Annotated in this window: 11 protein-coding genes; 6 read left to right on the top strand and 5 right to left on the bottom strand. The window is 58.5% G+C overall.

The window, feature by feature from the left end; translation table 11 throughout:
- Positions 1-14 precede the first annotated feature (14 nt).
- Both C7S18_RS08325 and C7S18_RS24175 read right to left on the bottom strand, forming a co-directional pair.
- Complete coding sequence (locus C7S18_RS08325) at positions 15-1,859, bottom strand: Mu transposase C-terminal domain-containing protein (RefSeq protein ID WP_170113179.1); 1,845 nt, start codon at positions 1,857-1,859, stop codon at positions 15-17.
- Positions 1,856-2,359, bottom strand: coding sequence for a hypothetical protein (locus tag C7S18_RS24175; RefSeq protein WP_146151823.1), 504 nt, complete (start codon positions 2,357-2,359; stop codon positions 1,856-1,858). Before C7S18_RS24175 ends, C7S18_RS08325 begins: the two co-directional genes overlap by 4 nt.
- A 594-nt stretch (positions 2,360-2,953) precedes the next feature.
- Here C7S18_RS24175 and C7S18_RS08315 point away from each other — a divergent pair.
- Both C7S18_RS08315 and C7S18_RS08310 read left to right on the top strand, forming a co-directional pair.
- Positions 2,954-3,907 carry a hypothetical protein gene (locus C7S18_RS08315; protein ID WP_146151822.1) on the top strand — a complete coding sequence of 318 codons (954 nt, stop codon included), beginning with the start codon at positions 2,954-2,956 and terminating at the stop codon, positions 3,905-3,907.
- Positions 3,900-6,872 (top strand): TrlF family AAA-like ATPase, encoded by a 2,973-nt coding sequence (locus C7S18_RS08310; RefSeq protein ID WP_106891119.1) that lies wholly within the window; start codon positions 3,900-3,902, stop codon positions 6,870-6,872. Before C7S18_RS08315 ends, C7S18_RS08310 begins: the two co-directional genes overlap by 8 nt.
- 27 nt (positions 6,873-6,899) lie before the next feature.
- Here C7S18_RS08310 and C7S18_RS08305 read toward each other — a convergent pair whose 3' ends face one another.
- The 3 genes from C7S18_RS08305 to C7S18_RS08295 form a co-directional block, all read right to left on the bottom strand.
- Positions 6,900-7,370: a hypothetical protein gene (locus C7S18_RS08305; RefSeq protein WP_146151821.1), complete on the bottom strand. Its 471-nt coding sequence runs from the start codon at positions 7,368-7,370 to the stop codon at positions 6,900-6,902.
- An 804-nt stretch (positions 7,371-8,174) separates the two neighbouring features.
- A complete protein-coding gene (locus tag C7S18_RS08300) occupies positions 8,175-8,594 on the bottom strand; it encodes a DNA-binding transcriptional response regulator (RefSeq protein ID WP_106891117.1) in 420 nt (139 codons plus the stop codon).
- Positions 8,591-10,951, bottom strand: a complete 2,361-nt coding sequence (locus C7S18_RS08295) for a sensor histidine kinase (RefSeq protein ID WP_146151820.1) — start codon at positions 10,949-10,951, stop codon at positions 8,591-8,593. Before C7S18_RS08295 ends, C7S18_RS08300 begins: the two co-directional genes overlap by 4 nt.
- 121 nt (positions 10,952-11,072) lie before the next feature.
- On the opposite strand from C7S18_RS08295, the gene C7S18_RS08290 reads away from it, so the two are divergent.
- The 4 genes from C7S18_RS08290 to C7S18_RS08275 are packed head-to-tail and all read left to right on the top strand — an operon-like array spanning position 11,073 to position 23,402.
- Positions 11,073-17,741, top strand: coding sequence for an AAA family ATPase (locus tag C7S18_RS08290; RefSeq protein WP_106891115.1), 6,669 nt, complete (start codon positions 11,073-11,075; stop codon positions 17,739-17,741).
- Positions 17,738-18,847 (top strand): hypothetical protein, encoded by a 1,110-nt coding sequence (locus C7S18_RS08285; RefSeq protein WP_106891114.1) that lies wholly within the window; start codon positions 17,738-17,740, stop codon positions 18,845-18,847. The genes C7S18_RS08290 and C7S18_RS08285 overlap by 4 nt, the downstream gene beginning before the upstream one ends.
- On the top strand, positions 18,844-20,979 hold the full coding sequence (locus tag C7S18_RS08280) for a hypothetical protein (protein WP_106891113.1): 2,136 nt from the start codon (positions 18,844-18,846) through the stop codon (positions 20,977-20,979). The genes C7S18_RS08285 and C7S18_RS08280 overlap by 4 nt, the downstream gene beginning before the upstream one ends.
- On the top strand, positions 20,976-23,402 hold the full coding sequence (locus C7S18_RS08275; RefSeq protein WP_106891112.1) for an amidohydrolase family protein: 2,427 nt from the start codon (positions 20,976-20,978) through the stop codon (positions 23,400-23,402). The genes C7S18_RS08280 and C7S18_RS08275 overlap by 4 nt, the downstream gene beginning before the upstream one ends.
- Positions 23,403-23,407 lie beyond the last annotated feature (5 nt).

Here is a 23,407-nt window from a genome sequence, read left to right as displayed (position 1 = left end):
GCGATGTCCTCTGCTTAAGCCCAAGCATCGACAGCGAACGACGTCACCGATGGCGGCGGCGCACATAGATCTTTAGGAGTGCTCCGAGTGCGTGCTGGTGCGGCTGCGCGATGCGGGGCTTGGGCCGGGTCGGTGACCACGACCACGGTGGCCGAGTCTGCCTTTGGTTTGCGGCGAGCGAGGCATGTTGCGCTTCGCGCCGCCCTAACCAATGCGTCGCTATGGCCCGCGCCCCGGAGTCTTACGCTTTCCAGCTCCTTTTCCGCAGTGCGAACGCGTTCACGTTCAGCTGCCCGCTGCTGGCGATGCTCGGTTAACGAAAGTGCCGGTAACGCTGCAGCGGCTTCCGGGACCACCACCAATCCGGCATGGTCTGGCAATTCGACGTAGATCTGGCGAACATCACGCGGGTCGTAGCAAGCATCGACCGGCTCGCCCCGCCCGACTAGCGATTCTAAGGCGTCATGCCAATAGTGGACACCGTGCAACTCAATCCCACTGCGCGTCACCGCACGGCGCTTGCGCGGTAAGAAGCCCACCCGAAAACGTACGGCATCGCCGATGACCGCGGGCGGCGTCAAAACTCCCGAAACGGTATGCCCTTCGGTCCACGCTGTTGATGGCGATCGACCGAGCGTTCGGTGCGCCCGGGTGTGGTACCAGGTCGTGATTTCATTGACCAGCCAAGCCCGGAACTCGCGCAAGGTCATCGACGCTCGGGCTTCGCTGGGATAGTCGCCCCGCTCCTTCGTGTTGCTGAATGTAGTTCCCGGCAGCCGGTGGACGCGTCGCATGAAGGTGCCAATTAAGCGTTCGATGTGAGCGCCAAAATGGGGCGTCTTGACCGGACGGTACTGCAGCGTGATTCCATACTGTTCACAGCCTCGGGTCAGCGCTACCGAGTGAAAGTCCTTGCCGTTGTCGACAAGAACCGCAAGCGGCCGTCCATACATCGGCCAGAGCGCGTCGACACCACAGGCCTTGAGCCAGCCTTCCTTCGGGAACACGGCGTGTTCCAGTGCCAGGGCTACAGAAGTCGCACTTGGCGCATCAAAGCTTACATAGAAGCCGAGAACCACCCGGGTGGCGACGTCGATCACGATCGTCAGCCACGGGCGCCCAACGGGTTCGCGCAGTGCATCGTCCGAGACCAGAATCAGGTCTACCGGTGTGTGATCGATCTGAACCAGTTCCAGTGGTCTAGAGACTACCAGCCCTCCAGGTCGACCCTCATACTGTTGTTTTGCTGACTTCCTGCCGCGCTTGCGTTTGAGGACATGCGCGGCATCCAACGCCGCCAGTCGGCGACGCAAGGCATTGCGACTCAAGCGTTTGTTGATCGCCTCCAGTGCTATCAGGACGCGATCGTAAAGGTCTTCGAACGCCATCGGCTCGCGAACCAGCCAGTGCGCCTCGATCTGTTCGGCGACAATCGCTTCAACATCGGGATCCAGGTGCTTGCTGCCTGGACGTCGCCCGCCCGGCAGCGGCACCAGGTCACTGGTCTGCTCTGATCGACGCAGCGTGGTGAGTCGTCGTTGGACCGTGCGCGCCGATATGCCCAGTTCCCTCGCAACCCCGATCAAGGTGTCCTTGGGCACCTTGCGCAATGGCACGAGCGGCCGCAGTCGTATCGCCGCGGCTACAGCACGGCGCCACTGCACTTCTGGGATTACGTTGGGTGACGCCTCGGCGAGCGGGCGGCTGCCCGCGGGCCGCAAAGTCTCCGTTGAAGCGATCGATGTAGCGCCCGTGGCGACATTGCGAACGGCCACCGTACTCATCGATCTTGCGCCATCAATCTCAACCAACTGATCGCCCAGCGCGTAGCGGCAACCGGGGGTCATTTCGAGGATCATGACTGCACCTCGCGTGCCATCCAGGTGGCCAGGTCGCGATCTGTCAATATGATCAGCGGGACGCCGGTCGTGTGGCGCAGAATCCGGACAATCAGTGGCCATAGGGGATGCAGGTACTTGAGGCGCTTGAACGGCTTGATCTCGATGAAGGTCACGAAATCGAAACCATGAGATCTCAGCAACTGCGGCACGTCTCCCATCGTCACCACCAAATCGGGGGTGTACGTGCGCACTCGGTCTCGGTGGACAAACGAGAGTGTCGTGGGCTGCGATTGGATTTCAGCAGTAGGCGCCTGCTCGTGTATGGCGCGCATCGCCAAACACTCCAGATGGCTTTCGAACGGAATGGCGGGGCGCCCAGCGCCCGGGGCATAGCGGCCGATGATGTGTCGCTGCCGAGACAACGGTATGCTGCGACGCTTCGGTTCGAGGCGCGTGGTTGCTCGGACCGAGCGCGTGAAGCGCGCGTTCGGCAAAGGGATGTCAATAGCTTTGCACATGGTTTGTTTTCTCCTGAGCGGCAGCGAAGCGCAGCCGCGATTGGCATTGTCAATCGGGTCAGGAGGCAGGGCGGATGCAACGCCGAGTTCGCAGCAAAGTGAAGCCGAGAGCGCACTTGCAGAAGCGCTCGGTCTCAGTTACTGTGGGTGCCGGATTGCGCGTCGAGAACACTGCATCCGTTTCGAGAAACACCTAGACGGCTCGGGATCACGATTCCCGGGCCGTCGCCGTTTCTGGGCCTCCGAAAATTGGGGTACAGCGCGGGGTGGCTAGGTCATAAGAATCTCCAGAGCTGGCGGAGCACCGGCCTCTTTCGCGCGCAACGCCTTCGCCGGCGCTTTGGGGCGAGACATTTTCGGGCGTGGGCGCAGCGATTTGGCCGGAGATGCCTATTTACAGGATTCCCCCGCTATCCTGCGCGCAGGTTTGCCGTTCAAACCTGTCAGACAGGATTGGAAACCAACCCTGCGTTCAAGCCAGCACAATCCGACATCGAAGCTTTTGGAGGGCGGGCGACACTCATGCAAATTTGCTCCGAGAATCTTGCTGTCCGCGGATTACCCAGCCTGTGGGGCGCTCACCTCGTTGGTCGGTTGGAGACCGACATCACCGGATTGAACCGGGGCCTGACGTTCGCTCCCAACGAAAGCCCGTTTAAGTTCTTGTCTAATCCGGCCCCCTACCCGCCAAAGGGCGTCCCGAAAGTCTTCGAGCGTGTGGTGCTCGATGGCCACTGGCCCGATGCGCCCATGTACAGCGATCCCAACGAACCAGAAAACCGATTCAACCTGCTCAAGCGCGTCGAGCTTCATCTGCCGGGCAGCGCGGATTGGTTATGCAAGGACCTAAAGCGACCGGCCCAGGAATTGCCCCACGACGAGCGCGCGATTCAGACTGCCATACACGACCAGCTTGCACGAATCGGCCTGACCCGTCTGCATCCGTCTGCGACGCTCTTCCTGAATGAGCACGCCTTTCGCGGTCGACCTGAACTACTCGAGGCGATGCTCAAGCGGCCCGGCTACGCGCTATCGTGCTCGCCGTCGCCAGGCCAGGCCACGCTCGTAACGCTGCTCTTTCAAGAATGGATCTGCTTCGACCGGGCACGGCCGATGACACAGGTGTATCAGGATCTCAGCGTTCGCGCCTGGACACGTATCTTCCGAAGCAAACACCTGCGCCGGGATCGACGCCTCTATCGTTCCGGCTTGCGCGCGATCCGATCGATTTTGTATTTCATTGCTACTGCACGTCCCTTGACGCCGGCCAAACCCTGGACGGCACCAGCTCATGCGCTGCAACCCTTTTGTCCCATCATCGCCGCGTCCCCCGCCGCAACCGCCGCAGAAGCCCTACTGAATAACCTTTTCTGGGAGGACGCCGAATGGCGACTCGATCGTATGCAATCCGGCTCAAACCGCCGGATCTCGGCGCCGCCGAAGCCGGCGGGACTTGAGGCGGAGCAAGCGAGCGACCAAATTGTGCAGAGTTTTCTTGGCGGCTTGACACGGATCAGTACACTGGCCAAAGAGGGATATCATGACTAGACGCGGCTCACTGTGGCGCCGCTGGGAGCCGCATATCCACGCTCCAGGTACCGTCCTCAACGATCAGTTTGGTGGCGCTGATCCCTGGAACACGTACCTAACATCATTGGAGACCGCAACGCCAAAGATCGAAGCGATCGCTGTCACTGATTACTACGTGACCGATACGTACGAAGAGGTCCTGCGCCGAAAGGACGCAGGTCGACTTCCCACAGTCCAATTGATCCTGCCGAACGTCGAACTTCGCCTAGACGTAGCCGCCCGAACCGGCTTCGTGAACCTTCACCTCTTGGTCAGTCCCGAGGACGCCGACCACCTGGCGCAGCTGCGGCGGATCCTCGCCCGACTCAAGTTCAGCGCATTCGGCGACCAATTCGACTGCACCCGCGAGGAGCTGATCCGGCTCGGCAATAGGGCTGGCAGCACTGGCGACGACCGCAGGGCGCTGGAGTGCGGCGCAACGCAGTTCAAGGTCAATTTCTCCCTGCTTCGAGAGGTTTTCAACCAGAGCGATTGGGCGAAAGCCAATATCCTCGTTGCGGTTGCTGGAGGCGCTGATGATGGAACGTCGGGCTTGCGGCAAGCCGCCGACGCCACGATTCGTCAAGAGATCGAGAAGTTCGCGCACATCATCTTCGCGAGCAGCACGGCGCAACGCGAGTTCTGGCTTGGCCGCCGCAGTGCCAGCCCAAACGCGCTCCGCGAACGCTACGATGGCTGCAAGCCCTGCCTCCATGGCTGCGACGCCCATGATCACAAAGCGACTGGCCAGCCGGGCGGTGAACGCTATTCCTGGATCAAGGGAGCCCCGACTTTCGACGCGCTGCGTCAGGCCTGCATCGATCCGGGCTGGCGCGCGTATGTCGGTGCCGAGCCGCCGCGAATGGCGTTGCCCTCGCAAGTGATTTCGACCATCGAGATCGTCGAGGCGCCCTGGGCCGCCACGCCCTGCATTCCGCTCAATTCCGGTCTGGTCGCCATCATCGGCGCCCGCGGTTCAGGGAAAACGGCGCTGGCCGACATGATCGCCGCCGGGTGCGACGCGATTCCCGCCGAAGTCTGGATCGCGGATGAAGACATCAGCCCTTCGTTCCTCATGCGTGCGCGACCACTGATCGGAAACGCTCGCGTCCAGCTCACGTGGGGCGGTGGCTCCGCGACGACGCGCCGGCTGGACGGCGAAGACGCCAACGGCGCGTCATCCTATGCCCGAGCGCGATACCTATCGCAGCAATTCGTTGAGGAACTGTGCTCTTCGAAGGGCGCTTCGGAGGGTCTTGTCCGCGAGATCGAGCGCGTCATCTACGAGTCGCATCCCGACGCTGAACGCGAGGGTGCCGCGGATTTCGAGGAGCTTCGAAAACACCGCACCATGCGGTACCAACAGGCCCGGCAGCGCGAAGTCGACTCCATTGCGGCGATCTCGCAGCGCATTGCCGATGAACTCGAGAAGGAGGCCAGCGTCGCCGCCCTCTCCACACAAGTCGGCCAGAAGAGTGCCTTGATCAAAGGTTACGAATCTGATCTCCAGAAGCTCGTCGTCAAGGGCACCGAAGAGCAGGCGAAGCGTCACGCGGCGATCAACGATGCAATCCAGAAGCTGAATTCGAAGATCGCGAAGTTCAACGCCCAGCGGCGCGCGTTCGTGGCAATCCAGGATGAAGTGAAAACCATGCGGGCCACGAAGGCCCCAGAGATGCTCCGCGACGCCCAGGCGCGCCACTCCGCCAGCGGCTTGGACTCCGCAAAGTGGCAAGCCTTCCTGCTCGTGTATCAGGGCGATGTGGACGCCGCACTGGCGGGTTACATCAATTGGGCGAATGGTGAAATCCACAAGCTGACTGGTGTCGCACCAGCGGCGAGCGGTACTGATGTGCCGCTGATCGCGCAGGACGCGGACCTGGGCTCGATTTCACTGGCCCTCTTAAAGGCGGAGATCGAGCGCCTCGAACGACACATCAGCGCCGACACCGTTGTTCGAAATCAGTATGCGGCTTTGGCCAAGCGCATTGCTACCGAAAGCGGCGCCTTGCAGGCGCTGAAGTCTCGGCTCGAGGATGCCGAGAAGGCTGCAGATCGGCGCAAGACATTGCAGGACGAACGGCAGGAGGCTTACGGCCGGCTGTTCGACGCCATCCTCGGCGAGCAACGAGCGCTCGCGGAACTCTACGCACCGTTAATGAATCGCCTCGTGGCTTCAACGGGAACGCTGCAAAAGCTACGCTTTTCCGTGGCGCGCACTGCCGATGCCGCTGCGTGGGCCGAAGCAGCGGAACGCAATCTCATCGACTGCCGAAAATCCGGGCCATTCTTCGGACGCGGTTCACTCGTGAAACTCGCGGTTGCGAATCTGAAGTCCACTTGGGAGACCGGAACCGCAGCGGAAATTCAGAAGGCCATTGGCGATTTCATTACGACCTACTCCAAGGATTTGCTGGCCCATGCCCCCGTTGCGCGGGCCCAACAGGCCGAATTTCGTGCATGGTTGGTGCAGTTCGCGCACTGGCTCTTCAGAACGGAGCACATCACGGTCCGTTATGAAATTTCGTACGATGGCGTCGACATTCGCAAGCTGTCGCCGGGCACGCGCGGCATCGTGCTGCTGCTCCTTTATCTCGCTTTGGACGACTCGGACGATCGCCCGCTGATCATTGATCAGCCCGAGGAAAATCTCGATCCGAAGTCCGTGTACGACGAGTTGGTCGCGCTGTTCGTCGAAGCCAAGTCGAAGCGCCAGGTCATCATTGTCACGCACAACGCCAACCTGGTCATCAACACCGACGCAGATCAGGTCATCGTTGCGAACGCGAGCCCCCACCCGGCTGGCGGCCTCCCAGCCATCTCGTATCGCGCAGGTGGTCTTGAGGACACAGAGATCCGCGCATTGGTCTGCGACATCCTCGAAGGCGGCGAGGCGGCGTTCCGCGAACGTGCTCGTCGTTTGCGGGTACGCCTGGCGCGCTGACTGGGCGGGGATTTCCGATGCGCGTGATCAATGCGCATTTGCCATTCCTTCCGGAAACACGGACTCTTCCAACTCGAACTGCAGTGTTGCAATCAATCTCTTGCGTTCGGCGCCAGATACAGGAACAAAAACATAGGCGGCGGCGCCGTCGATGGTGGTCGTCGCCAGGATGCCCGCCAGGACATCCGATGCCGAGCACACAGTTATTTGCTCGGAGTGTGCATCGATCCGCCACCATGCGCTGTCTGCAAACGCACTCGAGTCTGGGGCAATGTCGGAATGTCCAGCCACGCGGTCGGGACACGGCTGACGAACAAGCAACTCGAGAAATCGCTTAGTACGAAGCGCCATGCCGTTGGCTGCAACAGTCGAATCGCTATCGTTGCCTTCAGGTAGGTAAAGGGTCAACTTGTGGCGAGCATGTGCAGCGAACTCGCGATTTGCCATGCAGCCGTGAGCGGAAAGCTGTGCTCGGCCACCCTTCAGGTCAATGGTCAAGAATGAGATCAACTTTCGGCCGCGGCTAGTAAGGCCTCAATGCTACGACATGTCCTCTCGAACGGACCTCAGTGGAGTGCTGCGTTGTCCGGAAGTGCGCAGTGTGAGCGATCCCTGGGCTGCCGCGACCGCAATCAGTAAGGCGGCATACGATGTCGCTACCAACCAACGATCCGCTTACGCTGGCGTTCTCCCGTCGTCGCACCGCATACGATGTCGCTTTCGTGGCGCATTGACTGATTCCGCGATTGCCACAATGATAAATTATTCGTAGAAACAGGAACTTGCAACGCGCCACTCGTTACGACATAGTTTGCAGGTATCCGACAGAATGGATCAAAAGGAGCCGGGATCAGTAATTCTGTGAGTTTTCTCCAGGTAAACATGTGATTTGCCCGCCGAACGGCCAAATCACAGAACTACTGGACGGCGACTGGGACCAGCGATCCAGGGAAGCAACGTGGTTCATTCATTCGGCAGCCCCTCTACCGCGGATGCCACGTAGACATCACGGGCGGAGAAACGGCGCGTAAAAGGAGACTAGCATCACGAAAGCCAAATCGTCGCCGTAGTAGCCACCTGTGATGGCCCCTTTCAAGTATTCCGACTGCCTTGTGGATACCGCGCTGGACCAGCGTTGTCGCCCAAGTTCGGGGCAGACCTTGTGCAATAACGAGCGATGCTCGCAGGTGCGACCGGCTCTCTTTTTTAGTCGAAGTCTTATGTCCAGACACATCACCGGGCACGATCATCAGTTCACCACCCTACCCGCTCTCATGGCGGTGACTGAACATCGATCTGCCGTTACGGTCGGTTTGCTGCCAGACACGCCTCTGCAAGCTCGCGCAGTTCGATCGGAGTCGTCAGCGGTTTGCGTCGAAAAACGTCGCCGTCATCTTCAACCATGCGCCGAATGACCTCATCGGGTGAGTTGCTCAATACGATCACGGGCCCACGCCACCGCCGGCGCAAAGTCTTGCGGAGCGCCTCGCCAGTAATGCGGCCGTAGCCCGTGTCCTTCTCGGACATGGACTGACCGGTGTACATGGCGAGATCCAACACCACGAGCGACAAATGCTTCAGTTTCTCGTCGTCGCCGAAGTAGCCCAATGCCTTGTCGGCGCTATTCAGATGCGCCACCTGACCCAGGCTTAGAAGCTGCTCTCGGTATCTCACCGTATTGCGGTCTTCGTCGTCCACAAACAGGATGATCGGTCTGTTCATGTTTCGCTCCTGTCAGCCACCGGCAAGCGCAATCTAACTCGGGTGGGCTTGCTGCAATGATTGACCTCAACTCTACCACCCGCTGCGTGGAGCAAACGTTGCGCACTGCTCAATCCCAACCCTTGACCAGGCAACTGATGTTCCCTGGCGCGCCCCCCCCGCTGGCGCGGCACAAAATGCTGACTTGTCGGAAAATCGTCAAAGCCCTGACCGTCGTCCTCAATATCGATCACAAGTTCCTTGGCCTTGAGAGCCGTTTGGATACGAATACTAACTGTTTCAATCCCTTGGCCCCGATATTTGTAGGCATTGTCCAGCAAATTTCTCAGCACACGCCGGAGACTGCTGGAACCCAGCGCAACTCGAACTTCCATCTGTGGCGCCTGGATGTTCAGAACTAGCCCTTCCCGTTTTGCGCGACGCTGCATTGCCTCTACCTCAGCTCGCAAAACAGGCGCCAGCTCACAAGTCGCGTCCTGCTCGAAGAGCCAACCTTCGGGGCTACTAGTGGTTCGTAAGTTATCCACCAAATCGACGACATGGCTGGTCTGTTGATCGATAAAGTCGGCAACATCCTGAAGGCTTTCTGGTGCTGGCGACGCCTGCGCCGACAAACTTTCACGCAGGTACTCAGCCTCGGCGCGAATACTCGCCAGAGGTGAGGAAAGGTCATGATGAAAGCTTGCAATGTTTGCCGCACTCCGCGCGCGATATGCATTATGACGAAGCAGCAGACCGAACAGCAATACGCCGAGACCCATCAAGCCTATTCCCCACCAACCCAAGTTGCGATACTCATAGCTCCGCAAGCCCACGTCCTCTGGGTTCAACCAATCGGCAGCTGCGTTCCAACCGCGCAAGTCCTGATGAACCAGAGCCCAGGTTGGCGGATTGCTGATCGGCACCATGTAGCTATCGAGACATCGCATCAAATGCTTCAGGCGGTCCACAGCGGCTGCAGGATTCTGCGCTTCATCCTCAGCAACCTCTTGCGCCAACTCGAACAACGGATGATCTGTCGGGAACCAAGAGGCCAAATTATCGGCAAACACACGCGACGGGTGGCTGTCATCCTGGGCCACGGGCGATTGGATCGAGAGTTCATAGCCCCAGGCTCGGCGACGACTCGACTCCTTCTCGGCGTCGAGGACCACGACTTCCAGATTGGCGTCACTTCTTTCGGCCAGCCTTGCAGCGAGCCCGCGCCATCGCGTGTGCGTCAAAAGCACCGGAACTGCGTTCATGCGGTCGAAGTCGTCCGAAGACACTGCATCGTCGGCGGGGCAGCTTGACCCGTCGTTGGAGGCCCCCGAGAAGACCATCGGTGGGTACACTTGCGGTAGCAGGGAGCGCGATGGAGAGCCACTGTTCTCGTCAAAGTATGAAGGCTGGCTCAGGACTTTCCCAGCCGCACTCAGAAGCTCCAAGCGTCGCTGTTTCGGTAAGCTTGGACGCGCAACCAGCCAAGTACTGCGATCTCCCCGCCGGCTAAGCAACGACCAATCCGCTGCTGCCGATAACTTCACCCGAAGTGCTTGAATCTCCGGGTCTTCGAGACCACGGATCAAGTGAACCCGTTGACCCGCTTCGGCACTTAGAGCCAGGGCTAACGGCTGGATCAACACAGATTGCCCCTCTAACTCGCTCTTTTCGGAGTCCAAACCAACCACCAGCACCCGGCGCCGGCGCAGCCATTGATTTTGCTCCAACAGTGCGACATCCCGGACATACGGACTGTCGCGCAACGCTGGCGGCAATAGCCTCTTCTTAAAACTAAAGTCCTCCTGAGTGCAGCGGGTTTCAGACCAATCCCCAGTACCGATGCGGCATCCGTCTTGCTCGGCAGCCAAGTGAATTTCTGAAAGCGCAAAGCTCAAAGCATGCGCGCTCTTGGAGTTACTCGGAACCTGCAATTGCAGTTCATCTCTGCTTAAGATCGAGATCTTACTCCAAAGCTTCGGCGTCCCAGTGACTGCCTGAGCCATGCGCACTTCATGATCATCCAATAGTGCCTTCACCGTTTCCGCGGTCAGCCGCTGCCCATGCCAGTTGGCATCAGATCGCAATTTAATCTGCACATGGTCTTCACGCGACCTGCACTCGGCCACCGCCGGGACAGGTATCTGAAGGGGCCGCTGCCCTTGGGGTGGTGGACACAGCGGCTCGAACACCAAACCGAGCAGGCGATCACGGTCGGTAACGTACTCGAAAGGCGGCAGTGCACGAGCCTGCTTGCGCGCAACTACGACAACGACGGTCTCCGGCTCACGAGTCAGGCTAACAACGAAACCAAAGATACCCATCAGCAGCAGCGTCGCCGCAACGGAAAAACCTGAAGCCTTTCTTAGCCAGCCCAAGCGGTTGACCTCAGCTCAAAGCCTGAGCATACTGCGCCCGAAGCCGCGCGTTCAAGCTTTACGTCGTAGCGTTACGACGGCTTTTCTTGAAAGCTGGATTACTTGTGTCCTGGGGAACGCGATGAATTGGCAGAGTTTGCTGGAACTAGAACGATGGTCTGCACCGCGGAATGGTCAGTACTGGGCGCTTCTAGAACAACTCGCCAATGTGCTTTCGGACGTTTTTCTGGATGTCTCAGAGCCACTTGAAGACTTGGATGGCATGGTAGAACTGGCCACCGGCGACATGGGCGGCCATCGATATGTTCTGCTCGGCAACGCGGATGGGCAGATCTTGGTGATCAGTGTTGGCGACACGATTCAGATCCAGAGCCGGCACTCGCTGCAGGAGTTTGATTCCAGCAAAGATGAGATTAAGAACATTTTGGTCGACTCCCGACGGTATAGCCGGGAGCGCGATGTGTATATTTGCACCCGTCGCTGGGAGGGCAGCAAAGCACCGGAGCACCGATATTGGCGAGCGTCGTTCTGGCACGCCGACGACCGCTTCTATCTGAATCCTATTCAAGAGATGGATTTGGACAGACGCGATGCTTGGGTGCCGGTGCCAGCCCCTGGCGACGAAACGAAGCGGCCGCCTAGGGCATGTTTCGATGTTCCGATTCAAAACGCGCGAGACGACGATTTATCGCTACCGGATATCGACATAGGCGATGCCTTGCTCGCCGCTGGCATTTCGGGCGTCGCGCGCTATGCAACTGGAAGACTAAGTTGGGACAAGGAGAATCTGGCGTTTGGACCCGAACCCCCCAAGGCGATGGCATTGGATCGAAATGGCGAAGCCTTGGTTGTCGCCTCAGCGCAAGGGCAGTTGTGCGTGTACCGGAAGAACCAGCCCGCACGGGTTCATGCGCTTGATGCTGGCGTCGCAGTGCTGGGTTGTTGGCAATACGAACAACAGCTGGAGGTGGTATTGGCTTGCCGCGACGGCAGTCTGCGCCATTTGCGTGAGGTCCCCGAAGCGCGCCTGCGGCAACTCTGGAATCAGCAAGTTGAGTCCGCTCTCGATGACTTTAAGACTGGCGAAGACTGGCGATGCTGGCTGCAAGACGATTCCGAACCAGAGGTTCCCAAACTCAAGTCACTGCTCTGGTTACATGCGAGCTTTCTGCATCCCCACTTGCTGATGGAGCTTGAACAGTTCCTGAGGCAACCTAGTCAAGACCGTCCCGGCACTCGTTTCGGGCAAGAACTAGCTCGCCTACTGCAAGAGGACCCCAATCGAGCTGACCATGTTCTGAAACTCTATCAGTCGGCTGGTTTGGCTGTGCGGGAACAGCTGGACCGTATGCGCCCATCGTCTAGCGAGGATCTGGCAAATCGGTTGCTGCGGAATGCCTGGGAGGCCGCCGAAGACAGCAATGTCGGCTATTCGCAGGCAGCAGCCATCGGGAACTTGACCACGCGCCCGTTCCTGCATGAGGCGACATGGCGTGGAGTTGCGTCCTCGGTGGCAGGTGTTCATGATGGCGCTCAACAGCGGTGGCTGCTAGCGACCTCGTGTGGCTTGCTTTGCCTGGAGTCGCTGAGTGGCACGATCCCTACAAAGGAACAACGTCGAAACAAGCTGCCAGCGGCGGCGATTCGCCCTCGAAGCGTGGGGGAAGAAGCGCCTTTCAAGGCGCCTCATTGGTTACGCGGCCTAAACACTTTATCCAATGCTGCATTGATCGGGCATGAGTCTGGCGTCAGCTTGCTAGACCTCCAGCCTGACGGGAGCTGGGTGACGCTAGACTGGGCGCCAGATCATGGGGATGCCCAAGCGCTCTATGGTTTTGCAGAAGCAGCAGCCCAACATCTGGACTGCAGGCGAGTCTGGCTGGCTTGGCAAACGGGAATTGAGGTCTTGCTGGATTGCTGGGAGTTGACTGGCAAAGGCCCGCAGCATTGTGGCCGGTTTCCGCTACGCGTCCCGGCAATGACGTTAGCGCTTTTGCCTGATTCCGAGGGACAGCAGCTGGTCGCCGCGACGCGCACGCGGGAGCTGCACTGGATGAGGCTTCGCGAAGACGCTTTCTACTCACAAAGCAGCCAGCGGCTGGATAGCAATGCAGTGACGTTGCAGTTCGCCATTGGCGCAGTTAACGGTCAAGATCAGCCCGTCTTACTGGTTGGAACCGAGGCTGGCTGGGTCTACTGCTTCGACGCGCTCAAGCGAAGGGTCTTGTGGACCTACCGCGCTGGTACTAGCGTCCAGTCCTTAAACTGCATCGGTGCTGGCACAGCGTTGCTGGTCGGTGTTTGTAGTACCCCCCATTGGTTAACGCTGCTCGATGTTCAAGGTCGCCGAAGCTGGCGGCATCATGTGGGCCGGCGCCCGAGCGATCTGTTTCTGATGGCAGATCACGAGGGCACGTTGGAGCGAATTGGCGTGCTCCACGAAGGCGGCTGTTTCAGTTTGTATCGTCGCAGTGACCGCGAGCGCTACCAACATCGGGCAAGCCAGCTGATGCCTACCCATAAAGAACTACAACCCGGGGATAGGTTGCTCGTTGGGCTTGCCCTGGCCCATGGTGACCTCAGTGTGGTGCGAGCAAGTGAGGTCAAGCGCGCGGAAGCACGAAGGCTGCTTCTGGCGCAGGCGGCAAGTTGCAAGCACCTCGAGCTTAGCGAGTACTTTGCCTTGCCGTTGATTCGGTGCGCTGATGTAGCAGCAATGGCACGAGAATTGCACCCAAACCGCACTGACGCTGATGTCGACCTGCTTTGGCGACAGGCATTGGACCTACTGGAAGATTATCCGAAGAGTCGTCAGGGCGAGATGCTTGCTGAGATCTACGCGCTACGTCGTCGCCGAGGACAGGATTTGAATGCGATTGAGCACAGTTTCGAGGAGTTGTCCCAGAGATTCGAATTTAAGACCATTGAAGCTCTTTTTCTGAAAGCCGCCGATGCTGCATTGCAAGCGGCTCAGGCGTGGTGGAATGCCCTGCCTGATATCGATACCGGGTTCAAGCGCCTGCATCACCTACCGCTGGCCGTGGCGCGCCAGCTCCGCATTCTGATTCCAGCGAGCGACCCATTACTTCCTGCCTTGAACTTGCTAACCGAGGCGGCCCAGCACTTAGAGAAGGGGCCTGCCCCGAATCTGTCGCTGGGTCGGCAGATTAGGAATAGCAATGCAGAGCGGTGGACTCGCAAACTGCCAAGGATTGATGCCGCCCAAGACAAGACGCACCCCTACTTACGCACCATGGCCGCGGCCCGGGAACTGCAACCTGAGCAATGGGCGGATGTCGTCGCATTGCTCACGGCCAGTGCACAAAGCCCGGTTGGCAATGGACCCCTTCCCGCTGCACTTCGGGCTCCGGGGATTTGCCAAAGAGGCCCAATTCCAGAAGACAGTGTGCCATTGGCGCAGCAGGAAGCTTGGATCACGTTGCAGCTGGGCCAGCGTTGGCAGCTTCCACGCGACGTCGAGCGCGGTTGGCCTGCCTGGGCTGTAGCGATTGAATCCCTGTTGCGGGTTACCGAAGACCTGTATCGCGAAGGACTGAACATTCAGTTGGGAAGGTTGGTGGCGCGTGCTCGGTTACGACTGAAAGCCCGTGTGCTGCGCTGGACCGGCTGGCAATTGCGCCTGGAGTTGGAGTTCATCCACGACGGCAAATTCGTGTTAGAAAACCCAGAGTTACAACTGCAGTGGTATTTGCCAGGGCTCGAAGATCAAGCCAATTCGTTGGTACTCGACTTCGCCCCAACCCGCGTCGCTCCGAGCGATCCGCCTTGGCGCTGCCGACTAGACTTAACGCCGCCACGGGACACACGTCAGTTGTTTCTTCGCTTGCACTGTTTCTTGAATGGCAAGTTGATTGACGTAAGCGTTTGGCAGGTCGCACTTGATGAGGTAGCTGGCCACGTGGATACCGACCAGCGCAGTCCGTTGCTCAGCCCGCCGTTCGATCTGATGCTGTTGAGACGAATCAGAGATGCGACCCCTGGCGCACACTTGCTAGTGCTGGATGATGTATTGCAACCAAAGGCTGTGTTGGCGTGGCTCAGCGAGCAGACCGGCGCACAAAGCTTCGCATTGGATGCCGCAACCGCAAAGCTTGGCCCCGACCGCCTCTATCCGAAGATGCTGGATCTTGATGCCGTGTTACGCGCGATTGAGGGGCTCGACCCCTTGGATTTCGAGCAGCGCTATTCGGCCGATCACGTGCCACTAGCGAGCGCCCAGGGACTGATGCTCCTGAACTTCTGTGGATTGGCTGAACGCTTGCAGCAGCCGGTTCTGCAACCCCTCCGCGCACAAATACTTGCCTGGTTGCGCCGGATTGCAACCAGTAAGCCGTCCGCGCGCTGGATGATCGTCTTACCTTCGCCTCTGGCACAACAGTGGCACGTGGAGCTGTTGAAGGCAGGTATTGACCTGATCCATCCCGCCCAGTTGCACATCAAGACCTGGACAGACGAGGACTGGCGTGCACTCTCACAAGCTCGACTGTGTACACCTTCTGAGGCAAGACAACAAGTCGCAACTGCAGGTGAAGATCTTCGCTTACTCGGCGCTGGGACCCGGCTCGACGATCTACGCCTGTACTGGGCACGCGCCGAAGTTGCAGCACTTCGACCTGCTGAACTCCTGGCCCTAGTCGCTTTAGCCGAGGCCAAAGTGCGGCTCAGGCTCAACGAGATTCCCTCGGGCGCGATCGCCGCAGAACTGGTCCAAACGGAAGCGCGCAAGCACCAACCTAAAACCCTGGCAACCGTGGGAGAGGTGATGGGAGATCAGCGTCGCCTCCGTCGATTACAAAACGTCAGTCGAGACTTGCTCGTTTTCGGCATGGACCCAGAACAAGACTTGGACGCGCTCAACGCCGAAGCCCGTGCGCTCTTGCAGCTCAGCGGCTTCAATTCGAATATGCTCAATCGCTTGGCAAAGATGGGTCTGCTTCACCAAGTTGGCGGCTTGCATTTGCTACGTCCTGACCTAGCGCAGTTGTTGCAACACTTACGAGCCCAGGGCAAATCGCTGCGTGACTGCGCGCAAGCCTTGGGCGATGAAGATGCCTGGTGGCAAGGCATTGACCTGTCTGCAGTGGCGCATGTTCGCGCCGAGGACTGGTCGCAGTGGCAGCCGGGGGCGAGTGCCAGCCTAAAGCTCGCTCATGCCAGTGGCCGCATCTGGCTTGGAAACACAGAGACAGCAATACTGGTGAGTTGGATTGAGAGCCTGACCGGCGCCGCCCTGAACCATCCCGTTACCGACGGCTACGCATTGCTAGAACAACAAGGACTCCCAAATTCCGCTGGCATTGCGGTCAGCCTACAGCGAGAGACCAAACAATCGGAAAAGGTCACGATCGCGGGGCGCTTATGGCTGGAAGTGCGTATCGGGCCAAACACGCTGCGGCAAACCCGACTGCCCGTGATCGACACCGATCACCTCCGCAGCATCTTGCGAAGCGGCAACCCGCGCCGGGCGTTCTGGGCCTCGCTACGCTCGCAACTCAACTTGCAACTACTGTCGCCATTCGTGCACGTTGGGGCAATGCCGCCCGACAGTCCCCTTTTCGTTGGGCGTCGGCATATTCGGGAAGAAGTGGCGGCCCATTTAACCCGCCGTAGTTTTCTGATTCTTGGCTCGCGACAGGCGGGCAAGACGAGTCTACTGAATCAGTTATGGTTTGAAGCCAGTAGACGGAGTGATGTTTTGCCGGCTTTAATCGACAGCCAAGGCCGAAACCACCCGGAACAACTGCTGGAGCCGCTTAACCGTGAGTTGGCCCGATTCAATCTCACGCCCGCGCCTACGACCGATCAAGCTCTGGATGCGTTTGTTCGGGCGGCCGCCGAAATGGGTCGTATGCCTGTTCTGCTCATCAATGAGATTGACGGGCTGCTGCAAGACTCCCCTGAGTTCTTGCAACAACTCCGCGGTCGTCACGAACATAGTGAAATGCGCTTCATTTTCGTCGGCTATGCACCGGTCCTATGGGCGCTGCAAGCGATACACGGCCCAATGTATCACTTCACGTCCGGCACCGGGGGGCATTTCCTGCTCGGTCCACTGCAACGGGAGGAATCACGACAGTTGTTAGGCTGGCTCATCAAACCGCCGCTCGACTTGGAGTGGCTGGACCAACGCCATCAAGAAGCTGGCGAAACGCTATTGTTGGAAGCCGGTTATGACACGCCTTGGTTGCTACAGGATCTATGTCAAGCCTTGGTCACCCAACTGGTGGCGCGCGGCAGCGGCGTGATCACCTTGGATGATGTGCGCCGTATGCTGGACCAACATCCGCCACTGCTGAACAAGCTGGAATCCGCTGAGCTCAGGAAGGTTCTCGGCGACTCGCGCGCGAATGAGATCCGAGAAACTGGTGTCTGGTGGATCTTGCTTGCACTGGTCAACTCGCACTATCCGAGCGATAGCAATTGGCGTCGGCTGATGCTCATGCAAGCCCCTGAGTTTACTCCCGAGGATGCGCGGGCGAGCTGCCTGCAAGTCATTGAATCCCTCCCGCTGACTGAAGAAGAACGAAGCCAGCTCCGTCAATGGCTAGACCGTGTCGACTTCCGGGAACTACTCAGCGCGTTAACCTTGACTATGATTATATCGGCAGGCCGTCGACTAGACGCGCAGCCCTACTTCTGCTTCGCACAGAACCTTTACCCGATTGAGCTACTGCGCGCAAGTTCTAAGAATCGTACACTGGAAGACCTCCTTCTGGAACGCACCAATAATCTATTGACTCAAATTGACAAGGGGAAGATTCGCCCATGAATCGCACGTTTAAATTCGAAACTTTGGGCGAATACGCAACACACGAACCCTTGAAGACCGACTGGGTAGCACCGGGCGGCGCGTATCGAATAGACTGGACAAAAGGTTACCGACTCGAAGTCCTCGCTTTGGGACGGCGCAACATCTTCCCGCGGCTTGAGCATGCACTCAGCACTGACCGAGTATTGCTGGGTAAGCCAGTAATGGTTGTCGGCGAGGAAGGAGCCGGGCTGACGAGCTTCTTTGCTTTCCATGACAAGCGACTCGAATTTCGATCTCACGACTTCACTACTAACAGTTCTTCTAGTCTGACCGACCTGCTACGAGGATCAGGCGACGTCGGAATCGATTCCTCCCCTCCAGAAGGACGGCCGCGTGATGAATTGTGCCCAGTTTTATTCGCGCATCTAGAACGACTGAGCGCGAGTGGTGAAATCGTTGCACAGATACGGTCTCTCTCTGAAGGGTTCTCAGACCAAACGCCACTAGACCGCGGCCTGTACTTTACTGGCAGAGACGAGCGAGTGTTCGACTCTGGAGTTTACTCAGAGTTCTCCAACATCTCGTCTGTGACGCGACTTCCTCGGCTTAACCATGAGGAAATCACGAAGCTATTGGCGAGACATCTGGGCGGACCAGAAGCACTACCGGAACCATATCGCGCTGGCGCCATGACCGTACTCCGCTGGACAGGCGGACAACCACTGCTCATTCAGAGCCTTCTCTCAGCGATTGAGACGATTGAGGACCTACACCAACCAAAGTTGATGCGGAGACTACGTGACAATCCACCCCCAGTCGTGCTGAACTGGCAACGTCGCCTTGCTCAAATGCTAGAAGACAGCAGCGGAAAACCCTATGCCACCGAACTTTCAAATGCTGTTCGAGACTTGCTAAAGGGGCAGAGCTATCCAATTGACGTCGAGGAGAGCGACCTTTGGGCACCCATGTGCCTGCGCCCTTTGTGCTTGGCGGGCTGGTTGAGTCCTGGTCTATCCGAAGATGGCAATAGCCGCATCTGGCGCCTTTCTGACTTGCATCAGTTTTGGGCGCAGCCAGTCGTCAGGCATCCAAAGGCCTTCCTCATTCGGAGCAGCAGTCAATGAGTACGGTTCAGGTAAGTTCGGAACAGAAGTACCTTGTGTCACGGCTGAGTGCTTTGGCAACCAAGCAACTTAACGTGTTGACCCAGATCAGCGGCGCAAAACCTAATGGTCTGACCAATCAAGCACTTCCAACTGAATCATATGAGAAGTTGAAGGCACCCCGTAAGCCAAATGCGCTCGGCATTTTCGGGCGTCGCGGAAGTGGTAAGACCACCATTCTCACGGAAGTGATTGATCAACTACATGGGCGCCGGGCCGAGCATGGTTGGCATGTGTTGACGCTACCTTTGGACTTGTCCATGGCGCCACGGGAATTTCCGCATGGCTTGACGCTGGTCCATTGGCTCCATGCGCGCTTGGCCGAGCACACTGACGCCTGCAAACCCCGCTGCGGCAAGCTTGACGCAAGTTTTGAAAAGGTCGCCCAAAGCTACTTTCGAGGTTCGAATGGCTTCAATCAACTCGTGCGAAAGCTTGCGCTGAGCCCGGAGCACTATGCCGGCGCAGCGGCCAAGGAAATCGGAGCGCGTCTGACGCTCCATCAAGATATTGGCGCATGGTTGGATCAAGAGGCAAGGTTTCGTGGGGTCGATGGCTTCGTGCTCGCTCTGGATGACGTCGACCTACCCCCAGCCAATCGCCACCACAGTTTGATCTGGTCCTTGCTGGATGAACTGCACCAGGACCGCTTGTTTCTGATCATGGCAGGCGACTTACAGCGTCTGGAGACTCGTTTGACCGAGGAAGACGCCAGTGTGCGCCGCGGCTCAAAGATTTCCGACAAGGATCCACAAGCCGCGCAGGACCTGATCTACAAAGTTCTTCCTCAGGCCAATCGGATTGAATTGCCGCCTTGGCCGGCGAAGGATCGGTTGAACTTTCCACCTGCGAAAGCGTCAACCGGACGGGTGGCGTCAGAAGTCACTATTAAAGCGCTACTTGACAAGATTTCGGTTCCGTCGGTTTTGCGCGAGCATCTCCCAGCGTTGTTACCTCCTTGGGCTCGGGGCCTAGAGAACGTATGGCGAGAGCTCAGCTTCCGGAGCAGCATACTAGAGGCGGAAGCAGTAGATAGTGATGCGCAAGAGCTGAAGAGGGAGTTAGGCGAAGATTGGTCAGGAATCTTGACGTTCCTTCTTGAGAGCCGTTTCGAGTTTGAGCTCGCAAGCCAGCTAAAGGACCCACTTTCGCTCCAAGATTTTGCGCCAAGCTTTCGCTGGCAGTTGGCAAGTGCCGACCATTCGTATCTTTGGAGACAGTTGCGTGATCGTATGCAATGGAATCGGGCTAAATCGGATGAGGATTTTTGGAGCAAAGACATTCCGGAACTAGTTCCCGAAGCACAGGACAGAGGCCTAAGGCTTCTCCCCAGTCATGGCCGGCTTGCTGAAGCGCTAATCGACTTCGCATTGTACCGAAACACGCTGACACCTGAACGCCTAGTGAGCCGAATTCCTTGGCTTCGGGCGCACTACGAGCACTGCAAGGCAACCGTTCTTCGAGATCTTTCTACCATGGATCGCGATCGCTCTGATTCGCCATTGCCAGCCGCGGCTGCCCTTCACTGGATAGACTTAGCATCTGATAACTATACGGCTCAAATCGGATTTTGGCCCGTGATGGCTCTACAGCTCGGCGAGCGAAGGAAGTTGACAAAGGCTATGGCCGATTTCCAGCCAACAGGCCTAGCAGCTCTGGCGGCTGCCGGCGCCGATGAGGAGTTAAAGAAGGACTTCCTGAATCTGACTAAGGGTCAAGTCGGCGAATTGCTACCTTATCGGAACTGCAGAATGATATTGCAAATGGCTGATGCACTGGCACTGCAGCCTTGGAATCTCCTGGAGTCTGTCTCTGCGAGAGTCAGCTATGTCGGCTTAGCCAGGTTGGCCGCAATGTTGACCTACTGTGCACATTGGACGGCAGCCCATGGCAACCTAAAGCGTAGGCCTTGTTTGGACGAGGTGATAAACAAGAACCATAGGGCGCCAGAGAGCCTATCCGAGTCGTCGATTTCCCAAGACTTCAAGTCAGTTCTCGACGAGGCCAGTGATATCGCGATCGTTAAGGACAATTCGATTCACCATGGCGTTGGCCTACTCGTCAACGCGCCCTGGTTCCGAGGTCTCGCATGACCGAGCGGTGCCTGCCACCAGTGCTCCAGGCCTTGGCCTGGCGCTTGGTGGATCGCGACTGGGCGCTGCAGGAACGGGAGATTGAGGATCATGCGGACGCTGAATGGCGGTTTGTGCGGCGACGGCTCTGCGAGGGGTTACATGGCCTGCCCTTTCAGTTGGCTCTAGAAGCACTGAACGAGGCGCGTATATTGGCGCCAGACCCGCTTGACGGCCTGCCCATTATTGCAAAGTCTACGTTGCGGATTGAACGTGGTTGGCCGCGAGTGATCGATGAAGAAGCCTGGGATGTTGTGTGCCGGATTGTCGATCCAGATCTGATTGCGCTGAGCCACCCAGATTTACCCCGGGTCGTGGTCAAAACTCCAGACCTTTCGGACGCACTGGCATGGCCCTGCTCGTTGCGTGCGCAGGACACTGAGTTCTATGACCTCAGTCACGAGCCCGTTGCCGAGATTCATGCGCATTTGGGTGGCAGCCTCCCAACGCCGTTGCTTTGGTCCCTATTTCTATACGGTCATTTAAGCGCGATGGCACTGGAGCAGTATCGACCGGAGCCGATTCGTCGTGGGCGCTGGGGGCAACTGTTGCAACAAGGCCTGCAAGCCCATCTGGCACTGCATCGTTTGGTGTACGGAGATGCCTGCATCCCAGAAATCCGCTCGGGTGCCGAATATGCGGTTGCGCCAGCAGTCATTGGTTGGAAAGGGGTGCAGTTCGACCGCGACCCCGACTTTAGCGAGTGGCCGCATTGTGTGCGCACCATCAAGGACCGCGCGACTCTGGCGTTGCTATTGCCTCAACGGGTGCTATGGTATCGGGCATGCCAAGCCGCTCATAACGATCGCGCACTGCAGGAGGCTTTGCAGCGGCTTTTGGGCCTTCGCTCTGCCTTCAATGCACTGCTGAGCCAGCCTTCTGGCCAGCGTGGGCTGAGCCAGTTCTTTGGCTTCTACGACCGCCGTTCCGCGCTGTGGATGGGGCTGCCGCTGCGCAACGCGCCAACTACCTATCGCGGCGAACAGCTCGGCAAGGAACTGGTTATGGAATGCTGGCTAGAGGATCGAGTCGCTGCACCGGGTGCCAGCGTCGATCTCGAGCTTCGCCTCACCCTACCCTTCCGTGGCCGAGAATGTCTGTTATTGATACAGAATTTTGTTGCCGCACAAGCCGCGGTGGCCGAACGACGACCTGAAATCCCGCTTCGGGCGGGTTTGATCCATCACACTATCAAGGCTGCGGGACGCAAAGGCGAAGAGGCGCGCGCCGAGTTCGAGGCGCTGTGGCACTTTTTGGTAGGCACCCCCGAGGCTCGTCCGTTTCTCGTCGGCGTCGATGCAGCAGCCAATGAGCTGGCCTGCCCACCGCGTACATTCTCGGCAGCGTTTACTTGGCTGCGTGAACAGTTGGATTGCGGAGCCCCCGGCCAGTCGGAACCGCCGATCCGCTTAGGCTTTACTTTTCACGCTGGCGAGGATTTTCGCGACTTGCTCACCGGCCTACGGCATATCGACGAGGCGGCGCATTTGTTGGCGATGCGCCCAGGCGATCGTATCGGCCACGGCCTAGCGTTGTCTTGGCCAGTGGATGACTTCTACATCTCGCGGACGCAGTCCTTTCCAACCGTGGCCGACCATGCATTGGACCTGTGTTGGGCGATTGCCTTGTTGCTCCGGTTCGATGGCTATGGCGAACAGGAGCGTGATGCGCGCGACCGTTTGGTCGGACTTCTGGCTGAATACGGCAGTGAGGTCGACGGCCTGCAACGCTTGATCGCGCAATGGGACTTAGACGGGCCGCATGCCTGGGCTAGTACCCGCGCTCGCAGCCTAAAGCACCGGCAGCGAGATAACGAACCCCCGCGCGCGCTCCGGGAGGATGAATGGCTACTTTTACTTGGCATACCGGAAGCGCACTGGGACCGGCTCGCGCCGCGCCCGATTCGCCCTCTGGAATGGCAGAGCATCGTGCGGTCTTGTCAGCACATTCTACGACAGCGGATCCTCAAGTCTGGGATCGTCATCGAGGTCAATCCGAGCAGCAATCGCATCGTCGGAGGCTATTCGACGGTCGAGCGTCTCCCGTATACCCAAATCAGCCGACCAGGCCAACGCGCTGCCGGAGAGATCGGCAACATTCCGATCGCCATTGGCACCGATGACGCCGGTATCTTCCACACGTCTTTGCAGCGCGAGTATGAACTCGTGGGCCGCGCCGCACTTGCCCAAGGCTATGCGCTTCCGGATGTGCAGTCTTGGCTTGAAGGAATCCGCAAGACAGGTCTCAAAGCCAGCTTCCTGAAGCACGCGCCGCGCGGTGCCGACTGGGCCACCGCAATTGAACGGCTACTTGGAACAACGTTGCAGAACTCGGAGCGTCAAGACTGCGGCCAATGTGGCGCATCTTCCATGGAGCAGCGTTGAGTAGC

The sequence above is a fragment of the Ahniella affigens genome, assembly GCF_003015185.1.
Classification (GTDB): domain Bacteria; phylum Pseudomonadota; class Gammaproteobacteria; order Xanthomonadales; family Ahniellaceae; genus Ahniella; species Ahniella affigens.
Note: the sequence above shows the minus strand (reverse complement) of the source record. Positions and strands in the feature narration are given on the sequence as shown.